The 21,562-nt window shown below is 61.6% G+C and carries 21 protein-coding genes; 13 read left to right on the top strand and 8 right to left on the bottom strand.

Annotated elements, in window-relative coordinates; genetic code table 11:
* Positions 1-15: 15 nt before the first annotated feature.
* From QRN48_RS05475 to QRN48_RS05495, 5 genes are all read left to right on the top strand, one after another.
* Positions 16-807 carry an NYN domain-containing protein gene (locus tag QRN48_RS05475; RefSeq protein ID WP_285349313.1) on the top strand — a complete coding sequence of 264 codons (792 nt, stop codon included), beginning with the start codon at positions 16-18 and terminating at the stop codon, positions 805-807.
* A 30-nt stretch (positions 808-837) separates the two neighbouring features.
* Positions 838-1,086 (top strand): hypothetical protein, encoded by a 249-nt coding sequence (locus QRN48_RS05480; RefSeq protein ID WP_285349314.1) that lies wholly within the window; start codon positions 838-840, stop codon positions 1,084-1,086.
* Positions 1,087-1,159: 73 nt separating this feature from the next.
* Complete coding sequence (locus tag QRN48_RS05485) at positions 1,160-2,032, top strand: EthD domain-containing protein (RefSeq protein ID WP_285349316.1); 873 nt, start codon at positions 1,160-1,162, stop codon at positions 2,030-2,032.
* 205 nt (positions 2,033-2,237) lie between these two features.
* Positions 2,238-3,536, top strand: a complete 1,299-nt coding sequence (locus QRN48_RS05490) for an MFS transporter (RefSeq protein ID WP_285349317.1) — start codon at positions 2,238-2,240, stop codon at positions 3,534-3,536.
* Positions 3,537-3,547: 11 nt separating this feature from the next.
* The gene (locus QRN48_RS05495) at positions 3,548-4,324 is read left to right on the top strand and encodes a substrate-binding domain-containing protein (protein WP_285349319.1); all 777 of its coding nucleotides are present in this window, start codon (positions 3,548-3,550) and stop codon (positions 4,322-4,324) included.
* Here the strand turns inward: QRN48_RS05495 and QRN48_RS05500 are convergent.
* The gene (locus QRN48_RS05500; RefSeq protein ID WP_037009598.1) at positions 4,310-5,218 is read right to left on the bottom strand and encodes a LysR family transcriptional regulator; all 909 of its coding nucleotides are present in this window, start codon (positions 5,216-5,218) and stop codon (positions 4,310-4,312) included. The genes QRN48_RS05495 and QRN48_RS05500 overlap by 15 nt on opposite strands.
* Positions 5,219-5,463: 245 nt before the next feature.
* Positions 5,464-6,090 (bottom strand): pyridoxamine 5'-phosphate oxidase family protein, encoded by a 627-nt coding sequence (locus QRN48_RS05505; RefSeq protein ID WP_285349321.1) that lies wholly within the window; start codon positions 6,088-6,090, stop codon positions 5,464-5,466.
* Between the two features lie 163 nt (positions 6,091-6,253).
* Between QRN48_RS05505 and QRN48_RS05510 the strand changes: the two genes are divergently transcribed.
* Positions 6,254-6,469: a DUF2986 domain-containing protein gene (locus QRN48_RS05510; RefSeq protein WP_502944568.1), complete on the top strand. Its 216-nt coding sequence runs from the start codon at positions 6,254-6,256 to the stop codon at positions 6,467-6,469.
* A gap of 38 nt (positions 6,470-6,507) precedes the next feature.
* Positions 6,508-7,866, top strand: coding sequence for a chromate efflux transporter (chrA, locus tag QRN48_RS05515; protein WP_285349323.1), 1,359 nt, complete (start codon positions 6,508-6,510; stop codon positions 7,864-7,866).
* 604 nt (positions 7,867-8,470) lie between these two features.
* Here the strand turns inward: chrA and QRN48_RS05520 are convergent.
* Positions 8,471-9,337, bottom strand: a complete 867-nt coding sequence (locus tag QRN48_RS05520) for a nickel/cobalt efflux transporter (protein WP_285349324.1) — start codon at positions 9,335-9,337, stop codon at positions 8,471-8,473.
* Positions 9,338-9,344: 7 nt separating this feature from the next.
* Positions 9,345-9,686: a metal-sensing transcriptional repressor gene (locus QRN48_RS05525; protein ID WP_285349325.1), complete on the bottom strand. Its 342-nt coding sequence runs from the start codon at positions 9,684-9,686 to the stop codon at positions 9,345-9,347.
* A 208-nt stretch (positions 9,687-9,894) separates the two neighbouring features.
* Here QRN48_RS05525 and QRN48_RS05530 point away from each other — a divergent pair, with 208 nt between their 5' ends.
* Positions 9,895-11,562, top strand: a complete 1,668-nt coding sequence (locus QRN48_RS05530) for a GGDEF domain-containing protein (protein WP_285349326.1) — start codon at positions 9,895-9,897, stop codon at positions 11,560-11,562.
* A gap of 24 nt (positions 11,563-11,586) precedes the next feature.
* On the opposite strand, the gene cydB is transcribed toward QRN48_RS05530, so the two are convergent.
* The 3 genes from cydB to QRN48_RS05545 form a co-directional block, all read right to left on the bottom strand.
* On the bottom strand, positions 11,587-12,585 hold the full coding sequence (gene cydB, locus QRN48_RS05535; protein ID WP_285349328.1) for a cytochrome d ubiquinol oxidase subunit II: 999 nt from the start codon (positions 12,583-12,585) through the stop codon (positions 11,587-11,589).
* On the bottom strand, positions 12,572-13,957 hold the full coding sequence (locus QRN48_RS05540) for a cytochrome ubiquinol oxidase subunit I (protein WP_285349329.1): 1,386 nt from the start codon (positions 13,955-13,957) through the stop codon (positions 12,572-12,574). Before QRN48_RS05540 ends, cydB begins: the two co-directional genes overlap by 14 nt.
* Before the next feature lie 84 nt (positions 13,958-14,041).
* The gene (locus QRN48_RS05545; protein WP_285349330.1) at positions 14,042-15,835 is read right to left on the bottom strand and encodes a thiamine pyrophosphate-requiring protein; all 1,794 of its coding nucleotides are present in this window, start codon (positions 15,833-15,835) and stop codon (positions 14,042-14,044) included.
* A gap of 350 nt (positions 15,836-16,185) precedes the next feature.
* Here QRN48_RS05545 and QRN48_RS05550 point away from each other — a divergent pair, with 350 nt between their 5' ends.
* The 5 genes from QRN48_RS05550 (at position 16,186) to QRN48_RS05570 (ending at position 19,948) form a co-directional block, all read left to right on the top strand.
* On the top strand, positions 16,186-17,115 hold the full coding sequence (locus QRN48_RS05550) for an NADP-dependent oxidoreductase (RefSeq protein ID WP_191943759.1): 930 nt from the start codon (positions 16,186-16,188) through the stop codon (positions 17,113-17,115).
* 38 nt (positions 17,116-17,153) lie between these two features.
* Positions 17,154-17,780, top strand: coding sequence for a DUF2238 domain-containing protein (locus QRN48_RS05555; protein WP_285349332.1), 627 nt, complete (start codon positions 17,154-17,156; stop codon positions 17,778-17,780).
* A 155-nt stretch (positions 17,781-17,935) separates the two neighbouring features.
* The gene (locus tag QRN48_RS05560) at positions 17,936-18,439 is read left to right on the top strand and encodes an HIT family protein (protein WP_191943757.1); all 504 of its coding nucleotides are present in this window, start codon (positions 17,936-17,938) and stop codon (positions 18,437-18,439) included.
* A gap of 47 nt (positions 18,440-18,486) precedes the next feature.
* Positions 18,487-19,374 carry a serine hydrolase domain-containing protein gene (locus QRN48_RS05565; RefSeq protein WP_285349334.1) on the top strand — a complete coding sequence of 296 codons (888 nt, stop codon included), beginning with the start codon at positions 18,487-18,489 and terminating at the stop codon, positions 19,372-19,374.
* A 37-nt stretch (positions 19,375-19,411) separates the two neighbouring features.
* A complete protein-coding gene (locus QRN48_RS05570; protein WP_420850596.1) occupies positions 19,412-19,948 on the top strand; it encodes a RipA family octameric membrane protein in 537 nt (178 codons plus the stop codon).
* 13 nt (positions 19,949-19,961) lie between these two features.
* On the opposite strand, the gene QRN48_RS05575 is transcribed toward QRN48_RS05570, so the two are convergent.
* Positions 19,962-21,557, bottom strand: coding sequence for a sensor domain-containing diguanylate cyclase (locus QRN48_RS05575; RefSeq protein ID WP_285349336.1), 1,596 nt, complete (start codon positions 21,555-21,557; stop codon positions 19,962-19,964).
* Positions 21,558-21,562 lie beyond the last annotated feature (5 nt).

A 21,562-nucleotide genomic window follows, 5' to 3' on the forward strand; every position in this document is an offset into this window, starting at 1 on the left:
GCGCAAGGAAGATTCATGGCCACGCCTATCTCCACTCACGCTCAAAAGCACCTCGCGGTATTGATCGACGCCGATAACGCCCCCGCCGCTATCGTCGAGGGGTTGTTTGAAGAGATCGCCAAGTACGGCGTCGCCAGCGTCAAGCGTATTTACGGCGACTGGACGGGCCCGCAACTGGGCGGCTGGAAGAAGGTGCTGCTCGATCATTCGATTCAGCCCATCCAGCAATTTGCCTACACCAAGGGCAAGAACGCCACCGACAGCTCGCTCATCATCGACGCGATGGACCTTTTGTACACGCGCCGCTTCGACGGGTTTTGCCTGGTCTCCAGCGACAGCGATTTCACGCGGCTGGCGTCACGTCTGCGCGAGGAAGGCCTGACCGTGATCGGCTTCGGCGAGGAGAAAACGCCACGCCCCTTTGTTGCCGCCTGCGACAAATTCATTTACATCGAACTGCTGCGCGAGGACGCCATCGCCGTCAGCACCGAACAGAGTGTTGACCCCCAGGCCCAGGCCGACGTGCTCAAGCCTGCAGCGACTGAAACGGCGAAACGGCCGAAAGCGCCCATCAGCTTTATCGCCAAGATCCTCGACGACATCGCTGACGAGGACGGCTGGGTCCAGCTCGGTGCGTTGGGCACCAACATCACCAAGCTGCGGCCGGAGTTCGACCCGCGCACCCACGGCTACAAAAAACTCAGTGACCTCATCAAGGGTTGTCCGCAAGCCTTCGAGTTGCAGGCCAGACCCGCTTCGGGCGGCTCGGCGGTGATGTACGCCAGGCACAGGCAACCCGGCAAATAACGCCCTTACCTTCTCATTCCGGAGTTCGTCATGCCTGATTACCTCGTTGACTATCGCTACAACGGCGAGCCACGCAGCCATCCATTCGACCTGAACGCGCCGCAGCTGTCGGTGGCCGACGCGGCGATGCACCTGCTCCAGCTGCATTTCGGCGACAGCGAAAACAGCCTGATCATGCCCAACGCCGATGCGTCGCCGGATGAAGTCGTCGAACAGGCCGGCCAACTCGGTCTGACCGACATCAAAGTGACGCATGCGGTCACCGGGGAGCCCCGCTAAATTGCGTTGAACCCTGCCGCGGCACCTGCATCGGATCACTACGACTGATTATTTCCCGAATGACAGGTGCCCCATGATTGAAATCAACAGCTACACGACCGTCAAAAGACGCGAACGCGTGCCCCACGAGGTGTTTGCGCACTACTGGCGTGACGTGCATGGCCCACTGTGCTCGCGACTGCCCGGCCTGGGCTTGTACATCCAGCACCACTTCTCGCGGGAACAGGACGCTCATCTCTGGCCTCTGGCCGAGGGCATCGAGACCCTTCAGGACTACGAGCTGGACGGCGGCGTGGAGATCGGATTCGAGTCCGCCGCCGACCAGAAGGTGTTTCAGGAGGCCAGCCCGATTCTGTTCTCGGACGAGCAGAACATGTTTGATGAAACCCTGGCCTACGCCCTGCCCCAAGGCTCGATGACGCTGACCAATGCGCTGGCTGACGAGCGTTTCAACGGCACCGACGCCTTCGACCGGATTCACGTGCATTTCAGCCCGCGCGAGGCGCTGACACAGTTGCACGGCTATTTGAAATCCGATCTGGGACCGCTGCTGGCAGGCTCGGACGACGTGGTCAAAGTGTGCCTGCACCTGTGCGAACCGTTCGAGAACGACGGCCAGCACCCACCCGCGCCCAATGTCGCGCATTTCGCCAACGAGGCGCGCGCAGAGCTGGCAATCATGGAAATCGCGTTCCGCACGCCGTTGGCCCGTCGGCGTTTTTTCCAGAGCGATGTATTTCAGAACACCTTGCCCAAGCAGGCGCAACATATCGCCCAGCTCAAGGCGTTTGCAGTCTCCGGGCTCTACACCTACGTGCGCGACAAGTCGCTGACCACGGCCGGCCTGCGCGGTAGCCGCGCGGCAGAGCTGATCGAATACCTGGGCGCGGTTAACCAGGTCGCGCCGGATGTCGAAGCACTGATGCTCAACGGGACGCTGGCGTAACAGCGCCTCAAGACGGCAGCCGCTCACTGCGGCTGCCGACTTCCATTCCTCCGTAACGGTGCTGGCGACGCGAGTCACCCACGCCAGGATTGATCTGATCCATGCATCAATGGATGAAAAAATAACGATTATCGCCATCTGAAAATTGCCACAGAATCTCCAGTTACAAGCGCTTACAAACTCAAAAAAAACGCTGGAGAACACTATGCATCAGCCGCCACGCCAGGCCTCCTCCGGGAAGTCCAGGGCCGGGATGGTCTTTCGGGTCACGTCCGGAAACTTCCTTGAACAGTTCGACTTCTTCCTCTTCGGCTTCTACGCCACCCAGATCGCCGCCGCCTTCTTCCCCGCCACCAATGAGTTCGCCTCGTTGATGATGACCTTCGCCGTGTTCGGTGCGGGCTTCCTCATGCGGCCGCTGGGCGCCGTGTTGTTGGGTGCCTATATCGATGACGTCGGGCGCCGTCGTGGCCTGATCGTGACGCTGGCAATCATGGCCAGCGGCACCTTGCTGATTGTCCTCGTCCCTGGCTACTCATCAATAGGCTTGTGGGCGCCCGCGCTGGTGTTGCTGGGCCGGCTGCTGCAGGGCTTTTCCGCAGGTGCGGAAATGGGCGGCGTGTCGGTTTATCTGGCCGAGATGGCGACGCCGGGCCGCAAAGGGTTCTACGCCAGTTGGCAGTCCGCCAGCCAGCAAGTGGCTATCGTGGTGGCCGCCGCGCTGGGCTACACCCTCAACCAATGGCTGGCGCCTGCCGAGCTGTCGGCGTGGGGCTGGCGCATTCCGTTCGCCGTTGGTTGCTTGATCATCCCGTTCATCTTCCTGCTGCGCCGCAGCCTTGAGGAAACCGAGGAATTCACCACGCGCAAGCACCGGCCGACCATGAAAATGGTATTCGCCACCCTGTTCAGCAACGCCAGCGTGGTCATCCTTGGCATGCTGATGGTGGCGATGACGACCACAGCGTTTTACATGATCACCGTGTACGCTCCGACCTTCGGCCGCTCCGTGTTGCAGCTGAGCACCAGCGACGCGCTCATCGTCACGCTGCTGGTGGGCATATCCAATTTCATCTGGCTGCCCATCGGCGGCGCGCTCAGTGACCGGCTGGGGCGGAAACCTCTCTTACTGTCGATGTCCTTGCTGACCCTTCTGACAGCTTACCCGGCGCTATCGTTTCTCGCCCAGGCGCCAACCTTCGCGCACATGCTCGAAGTGCTGCTGTGGTTCTCGTTCCTCTACGGTATTTACAATGGCGCGATGATTCCGGCGCTGACCGAGATGATGCCGGTGGAAGTGCGAGTGGCCGGTTTCTCCCTGGCCTACAGCCTGGCCACGGCCATCTTCGGCGGCTTCACCCCGGCCATCTCGACCTGGCTCATCCACCTGACGGGCGATAAGGCTGCCCCGGCGTACTGGATGATCTTCGCTGCCTTCTGCGCTTTTACCGCGACGATGATGCTGTACCGCCGTCTCGCCGCCCAATCACTGGCTACTGCTTGAAGGACGTCATTATGAATGCCCTGATCAAACCCCTTTCTGTCCTGGCCCTCGCCTGCTGCGTGTATGGCAACGTTGCACAAGCGCAGGAGCTGACCGTCATGACCTCGGGCGGCTTCACCGCGGCGTATCAACGCCTCGGCCCGCAATACGCCGAGCACAGCGGTAACACGCTGAAAACCGTCCTCGGCCCGTCCATGGGCAAAGCCGCCGAGGCGATACCCAACCGCCTCGACCGGGGCGAGCACGCCGACGTGGTGATCATGGTCGGCTACGCGCTGGATGACCTGATCAAGCAGGGCAAGGTCGACGCCGGCAGCCGTGTAGAACTGGCCGATTCACGCATCGGCATGGTCGTCAAAGCGGGCGCGGACGAGCCCGCCATCGGCACCGATACGGAGCTGAAAAACACCTTGCTGGCGGCCAAGTCAGTGGCGTATTCAGACAGCGCGAGCGGCGTGTACATCGAGAAGGAGCTGTTCAAAAAGCTCGGCATCCAGCAGCAGCTCGCGCCTAAAGGCAAAATGATCGAGCGCATTGCCGTCGCGTCTGTCGTCGCCAAGGGCGACTACCAGATAGGCTTCCAGCAGGTGGCAGAGCTGCTGCCCGTCCCGGGCGTGACCTTCGTCGGCAAAATCCCGGAGAATGTGCAATCGGTCACGCGCTACGCCGCTGGTATCCCGAAGAATGCCGATCACCCGGCTGAAGCGAAGCAATTGCTGGACTTCCTGTCGTCCCCCGATGCCCAGGCCAGCGTTCGCGAAACCGGGCTGGACTCAGTCCCTCGGTAAGGTACCGGGCAGCGCACGAATGCGCTGCTCCAGTTCCAGAGCCGCAGGCGTCAACGTGCGCCCGCGGCGCTTCAACAGGCCCATGTGCCTGACCACCTCCGGTTCGATCAACGCCACGCTCGCCAGGATCGGATGAGGCGAGAGCGGCATGGCAATCGACGGCACCGCAGCAATCCCCAATCCCGCCTCGATCAGCCCGAGCACCGTGGTCACGTGCCGCGCTTCACACACGCTTTCCTTGCCCATTTTCAGGCCCGCCAGCGCACGGTCCAGCACCAGACGGTTGCCCGAGGATTTGTCGAGGGTGATGTGCTCGTATTCGTAGGCTTGCGCCCAGGTGACGACGTCGCGTGTGGCCAGGGGATGGTCGCGACGACAGGCAATCACGTAGCGTTCTTCCAGCAACGCACTGAACTCGATTTCCGGTGCCAGGTTGCCGGTGAAGCCCACACCGAAATCCGCTTCGCCGGAGGCCACGGCGGCGCTGACCTCATTGGCTGACGCGTCGATCAGCCTGATTTTAATCAGCGGAAACTGCCCATGGAAACTGCGGATGGCATGGGGCATGAAGTAATACGCCGCCGAAGGCACACAAGCGATGGTCAACGTGCCCCTGCGAGTGGCCCCGCCGTCGCCGATGCTGAGCAGTGCCAGGTCGAGGTCATCGAGCAGCCGTTCCACTTGCGGCAGGAACGCGCGACCGACATTGGTCAGCGACACCTTGCGCGTGGTCCGCTCGAACAGCTTCACGCCCAACGCCGATTCGAGTTTTTCGATACGCCGGCTCAGGGCCGACTGGGTGATACGGATGGAATCCGCCGCGCGGCGAAAGCCTTCCTTCTCCACCACGGCACGAAAAGCCTGAAGGTCGTTGAGGTCAAAGTTGATATTCACGGCGGCCCGTCGCGTTGATCGAAGATGAGCATCAATGGTAGGGCGGAAGCTGTCATCGGGCCACCCCCAGGATCAACGTCACAACTGCGAACACCGTTCAACCTGTGGGAGTGAGCTTGCTCGCAAAGTCGCCGTTCAACCGACGCATCTCTGCGATCAGGACATCGCTTCGTCAGCACGCTCAGCCCCACTGTTGCACCGCGCAAGAGCGGGTCTTCCCGTTTTGGGTGCTCCGATTCCGCCGGTCAGTACAGCGTGTCGGCGATCCTTCCCGGTAGCGCCTTGTCGTACGCCTCGCCATCAATCGCTGCCTGGGAGACCGCTTTGAGAATTTGCCCGGCGGTTGGCAGCGCACTTCGCGGCACGTGCCGGGATGAATCCCAGAGTCCGGCGCGGATGACCGCCCTGCTGCACTGAAAGTAAACACTGCTCACCGTGACCCGAATCACCGACTTCGGCAGCTTGCCATCCACCGCGAATCGGGCCAGCAGGTCAGGCGCGATACAGATGTGCGCCGTGCCATTGACTCGCAGCGTCTCGCCCACGCCCGGCACCAGAAACAGCAGCGCAACCCGAGGGTCCTCAATGATGTTGCGCAGCGTATCAATGCGGTTGTTGCCGCGACGGTCCGGCAAATACAGGGTGTGGCTGTCGTGGATATGCACGAAACCCGCCTGATCGCCCCGGGGTGAGGCGTCCAGCCCGCCCGCGCCGGAGGACGCAAGCACAACGAAGGTCGAGGCCTCGATAAAGGGCCGATACACGGGGTGAATGTGGTCGACCTCTTTGACCAGCGACGGCGCGGCGATGGGGCCATACAAGGCTTCGAGCGCCTGCAGGGTTGTGACGGGCGAGCTGTCTTCAAGGTCCATCGTGGGTCTCCAGGCGAATGGTCGAGCAAGCGCGGTCGGCTCTGCGTGATGTTTCATAACCGCTGGGCGCCCCCTTGCCAAGGACTGTGTGGAAGATTTGTCGCTGATCTGATTCACTGCCCGCACTAAAACCGTCACGCATCTGCACACCGGGTAACCAGGCATGAACCGTCGCAAGAAACTCAACCAGATTTTGAAGGCCAACGCGAAAAAGGCGAGCGCCAAGCTGGCGCCGAAGAACAAGTCCACCTACGTCAGCAAAGCCGACCGTCTTAAGCTCGCCACCGAAGCGGCGGCTGAACCTGAGGCTATCGCCGCCCCAGCTAATTCGCCTAGCAACACCGAAGCTGAGGCTGGCTTGGCGGATAAAAAGGCCTGACACTCGCCCTCGCCCTCGCCATGAAAGAGCATTCGCCCATGAGCGGCACATTGAAGCCGGAGCCTGAAGAGGAGCGGTCCACCCCTGCCCCCGTCAGTTTGCGCACGGCATTCTGGTTCTGGCTGAAGCTTGGCTTTATCAGCTTCGGCGGCCCGGCCGGGCAAATCTCGATCATGCACCAGGAGCTGGTGGAGCGCCGACGCTGGATTTCCGAGCGCCGGTTTCTGCATGCACTCAACTACTGCATGGTCTTGCCGGGGCCTGAAGCCCAGCAACTGGCGACGTACATTGGCTGGCTGATGCACCGGACAAAGGGCGGCGTGATCGCCGGCGCGCTGTTTGTGCTGCCCTCGCTGTTCATTTTGATCGCGCTGTCGTGGCTCTACATCGCGTTTGGCGAACTCCCCGTCGTGGCCGGGTTGTTTTACGGGATCAAGCCCGCCGTCACGGCCATTGTGCTGCAAGCGGCTCATCGGATCGGCTCGCGCGTGCTGAAAAACAACGGGCTATGGGCCATTGCTGCAGCCTCGTTCACCGCTGTCTTTGCCTTCAATGTTCCCTTCCCGCTGATCGTGCTGGCGGCTGCGCTGGTGGGCTATCTGGGCGGTCGCTGGGCGCCGGAGATGTTCAGGCACGGCGGGCACGGCGCGGCGAACAGATCCTTTGGCCCGGCCCTGATCGATGACCATACGCCGCCACCGGACCATGCGCGCTTTACGTGGCTCAGGCTCACATACCTCGGTGCCGCAGGCGTCGTGTTATGGGTATTGCCCATGGCGGTCCTGACCGCACTCTTCGGTTGGGAGGGCACACTCACGCAGATGGGCTGGTTCTTCACCAAAGCTGCGCTGTTGACGTTCGGCGGTGCGTACGCGGTGCTCCCCTACGTTTACCAGGGCGCGGTCAGTCACTATGGCTGGTTGACGCCGACGCAAATGATCGATGGCCTGGCGCTCGGCGAGACCACGCCAGGCCCACTGATCATGGTGGTGGCCTATGTCGGATTCGTCGGGGCCTATGTCCTGCACGTCTTCGGGCCGGAGCAGGCGTTTGTTGCAGGGGCCGTCGCTGCCGCGCTGGTGACCTGGTTCACCTTCCTGCCGTCTTTTCTGTTCATCCTCGCCGGTGGGCCGCTGGTGGAATCGACCCACAATGAGCTCTCCTTCACCGCCCCGCTGACCGCCATCACTGCCGCCGTGGTGGGTGTGATTCTCAATCTTGCCTGCTTTTTCGGCTACCACGTGCTTTGGCCCAACGGCTTCAGTGCAGGACTTGAGTGGCCGTCCTTGCTGATCGCCATTGGCGCAGCGATCGCCCTGTTTCGCTTCAAGCGCGGCGTGATCACGGTGTTGCTGGGATGCGCCGCGGCAGGGCTGTGTGTCCACCTGCTGCGCTGACGCCTTCCCGGCTAAAGCCGGTCCTACAACAGCGGCGCGTTTACTTAGTAGGACCGGCTTTAGCCGGGAATGCCGGCGGCGGCACACTGCACCGAGGCGTGGCAACCGACGCCTTCCCGGCTGAAGCCGGTCCTACCCGGTATGCGCGGTGCCAGTGGGACCGGCTTCAGCCGGGAAGAGGCCTGTTTGAACGCCATCTATTCCGAGGCATGGCGACTGACGCCTTCCCGGCTAAAGCCGGTCCCACTGAAGGCACGCGGTGTGCCAGTGGGACTGGCTTCAGCCGGGAAGAGGCCTGTTTGAACGCCATCTGTTCCGAGGCATGGCGACTGACGCCTTCCCGGCTAAAGCCGGTCCCAGTGAAGGCACGCGGTGTGCCAGTGGGACCGGCTTCAGCCGGGAAAAGGCCTGTTTGACCGCCGTCTATTCCGAGGCATGGCGACTGACGCCTTCCCGGCTGAAGCCAGTCCCACAGAAGGCACTCGGTGTGCCCACCCCACTGAAGGCATCCGGTCTGCCTGGGTCCACTGGAAGGACGCGGTGTCAGTGACACCGCGCACGCTGCAGTAAGGATATTCAGCCCCTGTACCGCGGCGACAGGTGCCTAAACGTTCAGCCCGATCCAGCCGTGCACGCCCACGTACACACCGACTGCAATGATCAAGACACTGGACAAGTAAGGCGCCCGACGTGCCAAGGCACTCAACCAGGGCCAGCGGCTGGAGGCTTTACGGGCCCCGACGGCTGCGGCAACGCCGACGGTGACCAGCGTGAGCGCCAGGCCGATGCTGAAACTCAAGACCAGCATCCCGCCCAGCGCGACCTCCTTCACCTGAAGACACAGCAACAGCACGGTGATGGCGGCCGGGCATGGAATGAGCCCGCCCGTCAGACCGAAGACGATGATCTGACCGGTGCTGACCTCACGCTGGGTGAAGCGCTTGCGGATGTCGTCGGCGTGGGCGCGCTCGTGGGCGTCCTGATAGCCATCCGCAGACAGGGCCGCGTCCATCGGATGGGTGCCGTCATGATGGTCATGATGAGGGTCATGGTCATGGTCATGGTGATGGTGATGGTGATGGTGATGATGATGATGACCGCCCGCGTGCTCCACAGTGAACATCCGTTCCCCACGCCACGTTCGCCATAGCATCCATAGCGCAATGGCGATGATCAGGGCAGCGGACGCAAGCTGGAAGTATGGCTCGGTGGTCTGCGCGTCCAGCCCTGCACCCAGATACATGCCGCCGATGGCGACCAGCCAGACCACCGCGGTGTGCGACAACGTCGCGGCCAGGCCCAGCAGGATGGCCTGTTTTACCGTGCCCCGGACCGCCACGATAAAGGCTGCCATCATGGTTTTGGAATGGCCGGGCTCCAGCCCATGCAGGGCACCCAGCAGGATAGCGCTCGGGAAATACAGCCAGGCATGAGCCCCGCCCTGTCGCAGCAGTTCAGCGAAATTGGGCATGACGGACCTAGAGGTATTTGGTGATTTGTTTGAAGGCTTCCAGTGGCGCGCGCTCGCCATTGCCCAAGGACGCAACGGTGTCTTCCAGGCAATGGTCGATGTGATCCTGGATCAGCGTGCGTTTGGCCTGGCACACTGCTTTTTCCACCGCGTGCAGCTGTTGCGCGATGTCCACGCACTCACGGCCTTCTTCGATCATGGTGATGATGCTGCGCAAGTGGCCGTCTGCCCGTTTGAGGCGCTTGATGATCGCCGCGTGGCTCTGGTGGACATGGGGGTGGATATCAGGGTGAACATGGCCATGAGCGTGGGATTCGGGATGGGAATGTTCGTGGTCTTGATCGCTCATTAACAAGCCTCGGGTTCGACAGCAGTGGCCGGCATCCTATCCCCCCAGGGGGGATAGTTCAAGCCAGCAATCTGCGCTTTTCGAGAGGCGGCGCACCGTCTGTCAGTGCGGCTGACGTCAACAGGCTCAAGTAAAACCTCATCCTCGCCGATAGCCTGTTCAAGAATGCCAGGGATCGAAGGCGTTTGATCCTGCCGGGCGATCTATCATGCAGCTGCTCCCCTTCCAAAGCCTGCGAGCGAAATTCGCAGTGTTCGTCGCGCTTTCGGTGTTGGTGATTACCTGCATCTTCGGCACGGTCATCGGCGCGTCAGCAATCTCAAGGCACAAAGAGCAGACCGGGCATCAACTGGCGGAATACGCCGCCTCGATGATCGACCGTCTGGATCGCGACATGCACAGCCGCGCCAAGGAGCTCAGCGTTCTCAGCGCGTTGGAAGCGCTGCGCAACCCCGACAACGTTGCCCAGGCCCGCAGCCTGCTCAACCACCTCAACGCGCAGTTCCCCAGCTATTCGTGGATCGGCCTCACGGATGCCCAAGGCACGGTGGTTGCGTCAACCGGCCGCCTGCTGGAAGGTGCCAGCATCGCGCACCGTCCTGTGTTCATGGAGGGGCAGGACAAGACGTTCATTGGCGACGTGCACGAAGCCGTCATGCTCGCAAAACTCTTGCCCAACCCATCGGGCGAAGCCATGAAGTTTGTCGATATCAGCATGCCCGTGCGGGACACCTCCGGTCATTTCATCGGTGTACTGGGCACACACCTGTCTTGGCAGTGGGCCGCCGAAATAGGCCGGACCATGTTTGAACCGTTGAAGAAAAGCCTCCCGGAGCTTGAATTTCTGGTCGTCAGCAGAGACGGCATTGTTTTGCTCGGCCCCAAGCAACTGATCGGTAAACCGAGCGAAGCCAGCATCCACCACAACAGCGAAAACCACTGGACGGTCAGCCAGTGGCAAGACGGCAAAACCTACGTGTCAGGGTTTGCCGGAAGCGCCGGCATTGACGGCTATGCAGGCCTTGGCTGGACGGTCGTGACGCGGCAACCCGCCTCTGTCGCGTTTGCCGAGGCCAACGGACTGCGCGCGGAAATCCTGCTGTGGGGCAGCCTGTTGTCCATCGCGTTTGCCGTGATGGGCTGGTTTGTCGCCGGCGTCATCACGCGCCCCCTTAACCAGATCGCCGACGCAGCGACGCGCCTGAGCGAGGGTGCGGACGTCGATATACCGCTGGTCAAAGGCAGCCTGGAAGTTGAAAAGCTGAGCATGGTGATTCGCCATCTGGTGGAAAACCTGACTCAGAAAAAAGGCCAACTGGCGCTGATCAAAGGCGTGGCGTACCGCGACACCGTGACCGGTCTTCCCAACCGGGCAGCACTGGAAAACTACGTCGAGGGCCTGCAGAACGAAGCCGGTCAACAGCCTGCCTTCGGCGTGCTGTGCCTGGACCTGGACGGCTTCAAACCGGTCAATGACAACTTCGGTCATGCGGTCGGAGACGCCCTGCTCCACTCGGTCGGCCTGCGACTCTCCGCCACCGTGCGCGATGGCGACATTGCGGTGCGCCACGGCGGGGATGAGTTCGTCCTGCTGCTGCGCTTGAAGACCGGCGAATCACTGGAGAGTATCCAGAGCGCGGCGCAACGCATCCTGAAGAAGATTGCCGAACCGGTCACCCTGGCAGGCCAGGTGATCAGAGTGGGGTGCAGCGTCGGTGGCGCCTTGTGGACTGAAGGTGATTTTGACAATGCGCTGGGCCAGGCGGATGAAGCGCTGTATCGGGCCAAGCGAGCCGGTAAATCCCAGGCGCAGTTTCACCAGCCGACCGGCCCTTCGCAGCCCGCGCTGACCGAGGCTGGCACCCAGACGGCTTAAGCCGAGCCTCGCTATGCGAAGTCGCTATCCGTCTTTTTTGACCTTGCCTCTAAACACCCAGAACCCCCAGGTGCTGTATGCCAGCGTCACCGGCACCAGCACGGCAAAACCGGAGAGCATGAAAGCCTGGCTGGACGGCGGCGCCGAGGCTTCGCGGATGGTCAACGAGGCCGGCAGAATCAGCGGGTACAGGGCAATAATGGCCAGAGCGAACGCCACGCCGAACCCACCCAGCACCGCGAACAATGGCAAAAATGCGAAGCGATGAGAGAACGCCCGGTGGAAGCCGGCCACCAACGCGCACTGCAGCAGGACCAGTGGCACGGTCAGGCTGGAGGCAAACAGGTGCTCCCGGTACGCAGGGTTCACAAGACTGCTCCAGACAAAAACCACCGCGGTGCCCAGCAGCGTCAGCCAGCCGAGTCGGCGCGCGCGTCGTTTTGCGACTGACTGCAACGGCCCCTCCGTGCGCCAGAACAGCCAGCAATTGCCCAGCAGCGCGTAGCCGATCACCAGCACCACGGCGCAGGTCAGAGGGAACACCCCGAACCATTCCCAGCCGGTACCGCTGAACCTGCCATCGTGTTGCTCAATCCCTTGCACCACGCAGCCCATGATCAGGCCTTGGCACAGGGTGGCGATCAACGAACCGCCCACCAGACTGATATCCAGCAGGCGCTTCATTCGGCCGGATGCGTCCTGGCGGTATTCCAGCGCGACCGCCCGGACGATCAGCGCCAGCAGCATCGTCATGACGGGGATGTACAGCGCCGAGAACAACACGCTGTAGGCCACCGGAAACAGCGCCAGCAGACCACCGCCACCGAGTACGAGCCAGGTCTCGTTGCCGTCCCAGATCGGCAGGATGGACTTGACCATGATCCGTTTTTCATCGGGATCGCGGTGCGTTGCAAATAGGATCCCGACGCCCAGGTCGGTGCCGTCCAGAATCACGTAGGTGATGATAGTGAACGCAATCGCAGCCGCCGCCAGGTCGGGCAGTAACGCCTCAGGCATCCACATCACGCACCTCCCGCCGCTCAGCTGTTGTTTCGTCAGCGCCTGGCGTTTGTGCGGGCAGCCTGCCGATGGCGCGCATGAGATAGAAAAAACCAAGGCCGAACACCAGCAGATACAGGACCACGATGGCCAACGTGCTGCCGGCGACAAATGAAAACGGCTGCTGGCCATTGCTGTGGGCCGTGCGCATCAGCCCGTACACGGTGAAAGGTTGCCGCCCCACCTCCGTGACGATCCAGCCGCAAATCATCGCGACGAACCCGGCGGGCGCCATCACAACGGCGGTGCGCAGCAACCAGCGCGACCGAAACAGCGTGCCTCGCCAGCGCAGAAACAGGCTCGCGAGCCCCAGCGCAACGATCAGCAAACCCAAGCCCACCATCACGCGAAACGCGAAGAACACCACGGCCACCGGCGGGATATCGTCCGGCGAAAACGCCTCAAGGCTTTGAATGGTGCCGGTCCAGTCATGGCGCAGGTACAGCGAACCAAGATGGGGAATCGCTACTTCAAAATCATTTGTGCGATTGGCCTGATCCGGGATCGCGAACAGCCGGAGCGGTTCGCCCTGTCCTGCTTCGGGCCGCTGCCAGGACCCCTCCATGGCGGCCAGTTTCTGCGGCTGGTGGTCACGGGTATTTTCGCCGTGCAGATCACCCGCGACGATTTGCAACGGTCCGACGATGGCGGCCATCCACAGCGCCATGGAGAACATCACCCGTGCAGCCTGATGCCGCGGGTTGCTCAACAGGTGCCATGCCCCGGCCCCGCCCACCAGCAGGGCCGTGCCGAGAAACGCGGCGATGCTCATGTGGACCATTCGATAGGGAAACGAGGGATTGAAGATGATCTGCAGCCAGTCCACCGGCACGAATCGCCCGTCAGCCGCCACGCTGAACCCGGCCGGCGTGTGCATCCATGAATTGGCGGACAGAATCCAGAACGCGCTGAACAGCGAACCGACGGCCACGGCGCAGGTGGAAAAGAAGTGCAGCCGCGGGCCGACTTTGTTCATGCCCAGTAACATGACGCCGATGAAGCCGGCTTCCAGGAAGAAAGCGACCATCACTTCGTAGAACATCAGGGGCCCGAGCACGCCCCCTGCCCGGCTGGCCAGCGCGCTCCAGTTGGTGCCGAACTCGAACTCCATGACCAGTCCCGATGCGGTGCCCACCGCCACCGTCAGCGCAAACACTTTCAGCCAGAACTTATAAAGGTCCATGTAGACCTGACGCTTGCGCCACAGCCACAGGGCTTCAAGCACCATCAGGTAATTGGCCAGGCCGATGGACAACGCCGCGAGCACGATGTGAAAGCTGATGGTGAACGCAAACTGAAAACGCGCCAGCATCAACGCCGGATCCGATGACTCCATGAAGCAGACTCCACTCAAGTGATCAGGCTTAGCCTGAAAGCTCGCTCAATGATTTATCGACCGGCGTTTTCTTCGGCGTGTCCGTCATGCTCCCTTGCCGCGTCCGGGCAGCACGCTACTGACGATTTGCTTGGCGGTCTGCTTGATAATGCCCACCTCGTCGGGATCGCCTGTCAGCAACGCTCCGGCGAACTTTTTCGCTTGGGTCAGCTTGATGTGCGGCGGCAGCGGCGCAACGTTCGGATCGGTCTTGAATTCGATCAGCACCGGGACGTCACTGCTCAACGCCTGCTCCCAGGCACCGGCAACGTCTTCCTCGCGCTCGACATAGATCCCCTTCAGGCCAATCGAGATGGCGAACAGGTGGTAGGGCACGTCCGGGATGTCCTGAGACGCCGCAAACTTGGGGTCCCCTTCCATTACCCGCTGTTCCCACGTCACCTGGTTCAGGTCCTGATTATTGAAGACCGCACACACCCATTTGCCGTTGCCCCACTGCTTCCAGTATTTGGCGACCGTGATCAGCTCGGCCATGTTGTTCATCTGCATGGCGCCGTCGCCGACCAGAGCAATGACCGGGCGCTGCGGGTGGGCGAACTTTGCCGCAATGGCGTAAGGCACCGCGGCACCCATGGACGCCAGCCCGCCGGACAGCGAGCACATCATGCCGGCGCGAATTTGCAGGTCGCGCGCGTACCAGTTGGCGCATGAGCCTGAATCGGAGGTGATGATCGCGGCGTCAGGCAACTGCGACGACAGTTCGTAAACCACCCGCTGCGGGTTGATCGCGTCGGCGCTGACCAGCGCCCGCTTGCGCAGCTGTTTGTCCGAGTCGCCGCGCCAGCGCTCGACCTTGCTCTGCCATTTGCGGTCTGTCCTGGGGGTGAGCAGCGGCAGCAGCGCTGTGAGGGTTTCGGCGGCGTCGCCCACCAGATTGACCTCCATCGGGTAGCGCAGGCTGAGCATGTCCGGGCTCAAGTCGATCTGCACGCCGCGCGCCTGGCCTTCTTTGGGCAGGAACTCGGAGTACGGGAAGCCCGAGCCGATCATCAGCAGCGTGTCGCATTCGGTCATCAGCTTGTAGCTGGCTTCAGTGCCCAGCAGGCCGATGCTGCCGGTCACCCACGGCAGCGCGTCCGGAAGCACAGCTTTGCCCAGCAACGCTTTGGCAACGCCAGCGCCCAGCTTTTCAGCCACCGCCTGAACCTGATCGCTGGCGGCCAACGCGCCGGCGCCCACCAGCATGGCGACCTTTTTTCCGGCGTTCAGCACGTCGGCGGCGCGTTGCAGGTCAGTCTCGTAGGGCAGCACCCTGGGTCTGGAAAACCCCACGCCGGAATGCACCGTGCCATGGGCACGTGCCGGTTCTTCGTAGGGCATTTCCTGAAGGTCGTTGGGCAGAATCAGCGCGGTGACCCGGCGCTCGCCCAGCGCCGTGCGCACTGCCCGATCCACCAGATGCCGCACCTGCGAAGGGGCCGTCGCCTGATGCACGAACGCGCCAGCGACGTCCTTGAACATCGAGACCAGGTCCAACTCCTGCTGGTAGTGCCCGCCGAGCGCGGTACGGGCCTGCTGACCGGTGATGGCCAGGACGGGCATGTGGTCCATGCGCGCGTCATACAGCCCTGTGATCAAGTGCGATGCGCCGGGGCCGGAGGTGGCAATGCACACGCCCAGCTCGCCGGTGAACTTGGCGTGGGCACTGGCCATGAACGCGGCCATTTCTTCGTGCCGACACTGCACGAATTCAATCTTGTCAGGCGCTCTGCGCATGGCGCCGAACACGCCGTTGATGCCATCGCCCGGGTAGCCAAAGATGCGGGTCACACCCCACTGGCTGAGTCGTTCGATCAGGAAATCACCTACCGTCGTCATGGGCCTTCTCCTTAGCGCCGAGCGCTTGCCGTTTCAGGAACGCGAATCCACGTACGACAAAACGTGAATCGGCGGGGTTCATAAAATCTGCCCCTGTCCCGCCACACGTCCCTCGCCAGAAGCGTGTCAGCGCCTCGTCCAGCACGCGCAAGACCGCAGCGGATGTCGATGCACGCACTGGCCGTCGCAACGCAGGCACCTGACCGCAGGCGCCACCCGGATGGCAAAAAGCTGAACGTTCGAAACCACCACCAGTCGACATTTCAAACCGTACCGAAGGCTTTCAACGGCGATGCTCGAGCCCCACTGACAGCCTTTGCTCAGTCAAAAACCACCCGTGGAGGTGAACCATGAAAGCCATTCGCATCGATCATTTCGGCGGCCCGCAGGTCATGGAACTCAGCGAAGTCGATATCCCGCAGCCGCAAGCCGGTGAGGTCCTCGTGAAAAATTTCGCCGTGGGCGTCAACCCCGTGGATTACAAAATCCGCGAGGGCGAGTATCCGGAAGTGCGCCAGGACAAGCTGCCGTTGACCATGGGCCGCGAGATCGCAGGAACGGTCGAAGCGCTCGGCGAGGGTGTGTCGGGTTTTGAAGTCGGTGACCGGGTGTTTGCCATGATTGGTGCCGACGGTGGGTACGCCCAGTACTCACGCGTGCCGGTCGCCCACCTGGCCCACGTCCCCTCCTCCCTGGACTGGCGCCACGCGGCTGGCATTCCTCTGGCCGGCCACACCGCGTGGCAGGCTTTGGTGGAGCATGGCCATCTTGAGCAGGGCCATAAGGTGCTGATCCATGGCGGCAGTGGCGGGGTCGGGCATTTCGCAGTGCAGTTCGCGCGGGTCAAAGGCGCCACGGTGTTCGCCACGGCATCCAGCGAAAGCCTTGGCTTCCTTCAGGAGCTGGGGGTGGATCGCGCCATCGATTACAAAAAAGAAGCCTTTGAAGACATCTGTCAGGACTTTGATCTGGTCATCGACTTGATTGGCGGTGAAACACAAGCGCGTTCCTGGCAGGTATTGGGCGAAGGCGGACGGTTGGTTTCAACGCTTGAAATGCCGGATGCCCATCACCCCCAAGCGCAAGGCAAAACCGGGACCCGCTTCACCGCGCGGCCTGACGGACAGGAGCTTGCAGCCATCGCCGGGCTGGTGGAAGCCGGTGAAGTCAGGGTGTTCATCGAACAGACCTTCGAGCTAAGGGACGCGGCCAAGGCGCTGGACGCTGTCGCCAACGGGCATGTGCACGGCAAGGTCGTGTTGCGCATCCAGCAGCGCTGACCCGCCGAGGTGACGAATCTGATCAGTAAGGATGCCCGATGACTCAAGCAGTAAGCGCCGGCTTCGCCCATCGCGCGCTTTTGGGTTTCAGCCTAACGTTTGTGGCACTGGGGATCGCACCGGTCGATCGACAGTCCTGGTTCGTTGAAAACATCATGGTGCTGCTGGTCGTCGCCGCACTGTGGTGCAAGCGGACCCGGCCGGCGCTGTCCCGCAGCGCATGGTGCGCGACCTTGCTGTTCCTGTTTATTCATCAGGTCGGCGCGCACTACAGCTACCCGGAGGTCCCGTATAACACCTGGCTGTTGAATGTATTCAGTCTCGACCTCAACGGGCTGATGGGATGGGAGCGCAATCAATACGACCGCTTCGTACACCTGACTTATGGGCTGCTGCTGAGCGTGCCGATACGGGAGCTATCGCAGCAGATGGGTATGAATCCGCGCTACGTTTCCCTTATCGCCTGGAACCTGATCATGAGCACTTCGGCGGTCTATGAGCTGATGGAATGGTTTGGCGGCGCGTACCTGGGTGACCACGGCGCCGATGTGGTCGGTGCGCAGGACGATTTTTGGGATGCACAGAAGGACATGGCGCTTGCAGGCGTGGGCGCGATGCTGACGTTGGGGTTTATGAAAAAACCGGAGCCAGGGCCTGTAAGCTGAAAAAGCGCCGTCTGTGGCGCTTCAGAAAGCTTTTCCAGCTTGCAGCCGTTATTTTGAAGCTGACGCGCGCTGCGACCGCTGCTCACCGGCCGCGCACCCGTGGCAAGCGGTCCTATGGGTGTTACCTTCCGCTATCGCTCAATCAAGGCAGTGAAATGGACATACCGCCTCGCTTTGTCATACACGAAACACGCCACTGGTTGATCAATCATCGAGTGGACAGCGCGTTGCCCGGGTACCTCATGCTCGGCGCTAAGTCCATGAGCCCTTCCCTGGCGGCGTTACCCACCGAAGCGCTGGCCGAGCTGGGCGGTTTGCAAGCCACGCTACAGGCCACACTCGATGAACATCTGCAGCCCAGACACCTTTATATTGGCCGTTTCGGCCATCAGGCGGGGCATTCCATCCACTTTCATTTCATTCCGGTTTATCCGTGGTTAGAGGCATTGTTCTGGAGCGACGACAGGTACAGGCTGCTGCAGACGTTTGGCTCATTGCCCGACAACGCCCTCCAGGCCGATGGCGCAGAACTGATGCTTTACGTCTGGAGAGAGTTTTGCGAACGCCCTGACCCTCCGCCCGTCCAAGGTCCGGGAGTGGATGAGGTGATTGCCACTCTGCGGAGCGCGTTACGTGGGCAGATGGGCGCAGCGCAATGATTGCCCCTGCTGTCGAGCCGCCCCAATCACGCATCACAAGGAAGCCAATGCTCAGTTCATTGATAGTCAATGGTCAGCTACTACCCGCCCCGACAAATGAACCCTTAACCCCCTGGTGGAGTTTTACCAAGACGGTCCTGGCAACCACGGCGCTCTCGCTGGTTCGTGACAACCTGATCGGTCTGGACGATCCAGTCGATGCTCAGCCCTTCACCTTGCGCCAGCTGCTGCGCCATGAAGCGGGATTGGCGGATTATGGAGAGCTGGCGGACTATCACGCCGCTGTTGCGCGGGCCGAACCCGCCTGGTCGCCGGATGAAATGATGCGGCGCCTTGACGGTGAGCGACTTCGGTACCCGCCCGGCACAGGCTGGGGGTATTCAAATGTTGGCTACATGCTGATCAGCAGGCTCATTGAGCGGCTGACTGATCGGCCGCTGGAGGAAGCGGTCACCCAGCGGGCACTTTTTCCCTTGGGGCTGGCCAACGTTCACTTCGCTAAAACGCCGGCAGACCTGCACATGACTCACTTGGGCAACGCCTCGAATTACGACCCCGCCTGGGTTTACCACGGCCTGTTGATCGGGCCGCTTTCGCAGGCTGCGCTGTTTCTGGATGGCCTCCTCGGTGCCGATCTGCTTCCCGGGCCCTTGCTGCAGGAAATGCAGACAGCCCGAGCACTGGGCGGCCCGATTCCCGGACGCCCCTGGGCTACCGCCGGCTATGGTTTGGGTGTGATGCAAGGGTCTATAGAGGCCGGGCATTCTGTTTGCGGGCATACGGGCTGCGGGCCAGGCAGCGTGATCGCCGTGTACCGTGTTCGCGACGGCGACGCTTCGGCGTGTTGCGCTGCCTTTGGCGCAGGCGACAGCCGGGGCGCGGTCGAATCCGAGGTGATCGCAACAATGCTGCGGGCGTTGCGACAGCAAACCTGAGGCGCAGCAACCCATTGATTTCGCAAAGGACCCCAGCGTGAAGCAGATCATCACTCACACCGCTATGGCCGATGCCAGCGCAGAGGGTCCGCCCGAAATGTTCGGCACGGTGCGCGACCGACTCGATTTCTACCGAGATCAGATCCACAGCGAAACGACCCTTCTGTGCAGGCGCAGCAACACGTACCTGGGCGTGCAGTCATTTCTGATCGTGGTTTACGCGTCCACAATGGCCAATCTGAACGAACAATGGGGGAAGTTCTTTACCTTGATCGTGCCGCTCTTTCTCGCACTGCTGGGCGTCACGTTATCCGCGCACGCCTGGCCCGGGATCAAAGCCTCCTACAGGCTCATCGATCACTGGTACGCCAAGCAGACATTTCTGCTGCGCAATGAGCGGTCGGCCAGCGATGACCGCGAAGGCGTGCCCTTGTTCAGCCATCGAGAAACGATGCAGAACGGCAACGACAAGGCGCTGGGCTTTTCAACACGCACCCCCTGGTTGTTCGCAAGCGTCTGGGTCCTGCTGGGCGGATTCTCGCTGTACGTGCATCTGGCGGGCCTGGCGGGATAGCACGACCCTCGGTTCAATGGGTGTTCACAGGAGCGATGACGTCCAGCGTCAGCGGAGCAACGCCTCGCGATGACGACGGCGCGGCTGAAGCCTGAATGGAACGGCCTTCGACCCGATTGCGACCCTTGGTTTTCGCGCTGTAGAGCAGCCGGTCTACCTCTTCCAGCGCAGCTCTATAGGGGCTATTGCGTGTGGCACTGATGGCCACCACTCCGGAACTGATCGTCAAATTGCCGATGGGGCTGGCCGAGTGTTCGATCAGCGCGTCAACGATGGATAAGCGGATCTTTTCAGCGATGCTCATCGCCCCGGCCAGATCGGTTTCCGGAAGCAGCACGACGAATTCCTCACCGCCATACCTGGCCGCAAGATCCGAGGCTCGGTTCACGCTGCTGCCAATGACCCTCGCCACCTGTTTCAGGCATTCGTCACCCTGCAGATGGCCGTAGTGATCGTTGAATTGTTTGAACCAGTCGATGTCCAGCAGGATGATGGCAAGGCTGGAATTATTCCGGCCGGCTCGCGCCCACTCCTTTTGCAACGCTGTGTCGAAGCACCGCCGATTGGCCATGAGCGTCAGGCTGTCCGTCTGGGCGATGACTTCCAGATCGCCTCTGGCAACGTTCAGCTCACGCTCTGCCGTCATCAATTGCTGTATCTGTCGATACAGCAACATGCCCAGCACCCCCAACGCGGCGATGATCAGGCCGATCATCGCCATCGACCGCCAGGCGTAGGCCCACCAGGGCGCAAATACGTGCTCGCATGAGACACCCGCCGCAACGACGATGGGCAGCCCGGCCACTCGGCGGTAGGCGTAGATTCTTTCGACCCCGTCCACCACCGACTGGATGACAGCCGTACCGCTGTCGGCCTTCGACAGGTAGAGCGAAAAAATATCGCCCTTGGCGAGGTTGGTCGTCATCAAGGCGGCCAGGGTGGGTCGTCTGGCCAGCAGGTCGCCGTTGTTCAACGCCAGGAAAATTACACCCTTGTCGTCGACATCCATGCGCTCGAAAAACGTCTGAAAATAGTCAACCGGTACCGTCGCCAACGCCACCCCCGCAAATGTGCCGTCGGGCGCATTGATACGCCGACTGATGGGGATGACCTTATCGCCCGTCGTGCGGCTTTCCACGATCGAACCAATGTGAATGGACTCGTCAGTGTGCTCGCGGTGATAAGCGAAATAGGCGCGATCACTGTTGTTTTTCGCGGGCGTATTCTGGGGGAAAGAGCTCACGATCCAGTTGCCCTGGGCATCGTAAATGAACAACGCCTGGATGCCCTCCACGTTCTCGACGCTGCGCGCCATCAGCTTCTTGAGCCGGGCTCGCTGGTCCAGCGCCAAACCGTCATGCTCCACCCGCTCGATGAGGTCGCGTAAGGTGTTGTCCGCCTGGCGAAAGGTGTCCTGCGCCTGTTGCTCGGCGGCTCGGACGATGTTGGACACTTCGGTTTTGGTAGAGTCGACGCGCTCTCTTCTCGATTGCGTCATCTGCCACACCGTGGCAAGAATCAACGACAGGCCGACCAGGGTAATGAAACCAATCAGGGCCTTGGTCAGCGCGGAAGATGAAAGCCTTGTTGATTTCGAGTACAGCAGCATCTGAA

This window comes from Pseudomonas sp. ME-P-057 (assembly GCF_030208975.1).
Classification (GTDB): Bacteria; Pseudomonadota; Gammaproteobacteria; order Pseudomonadales; family Pseudomonadaceae; genus Aquipseudomonas; species Aquipseudomonas lutea.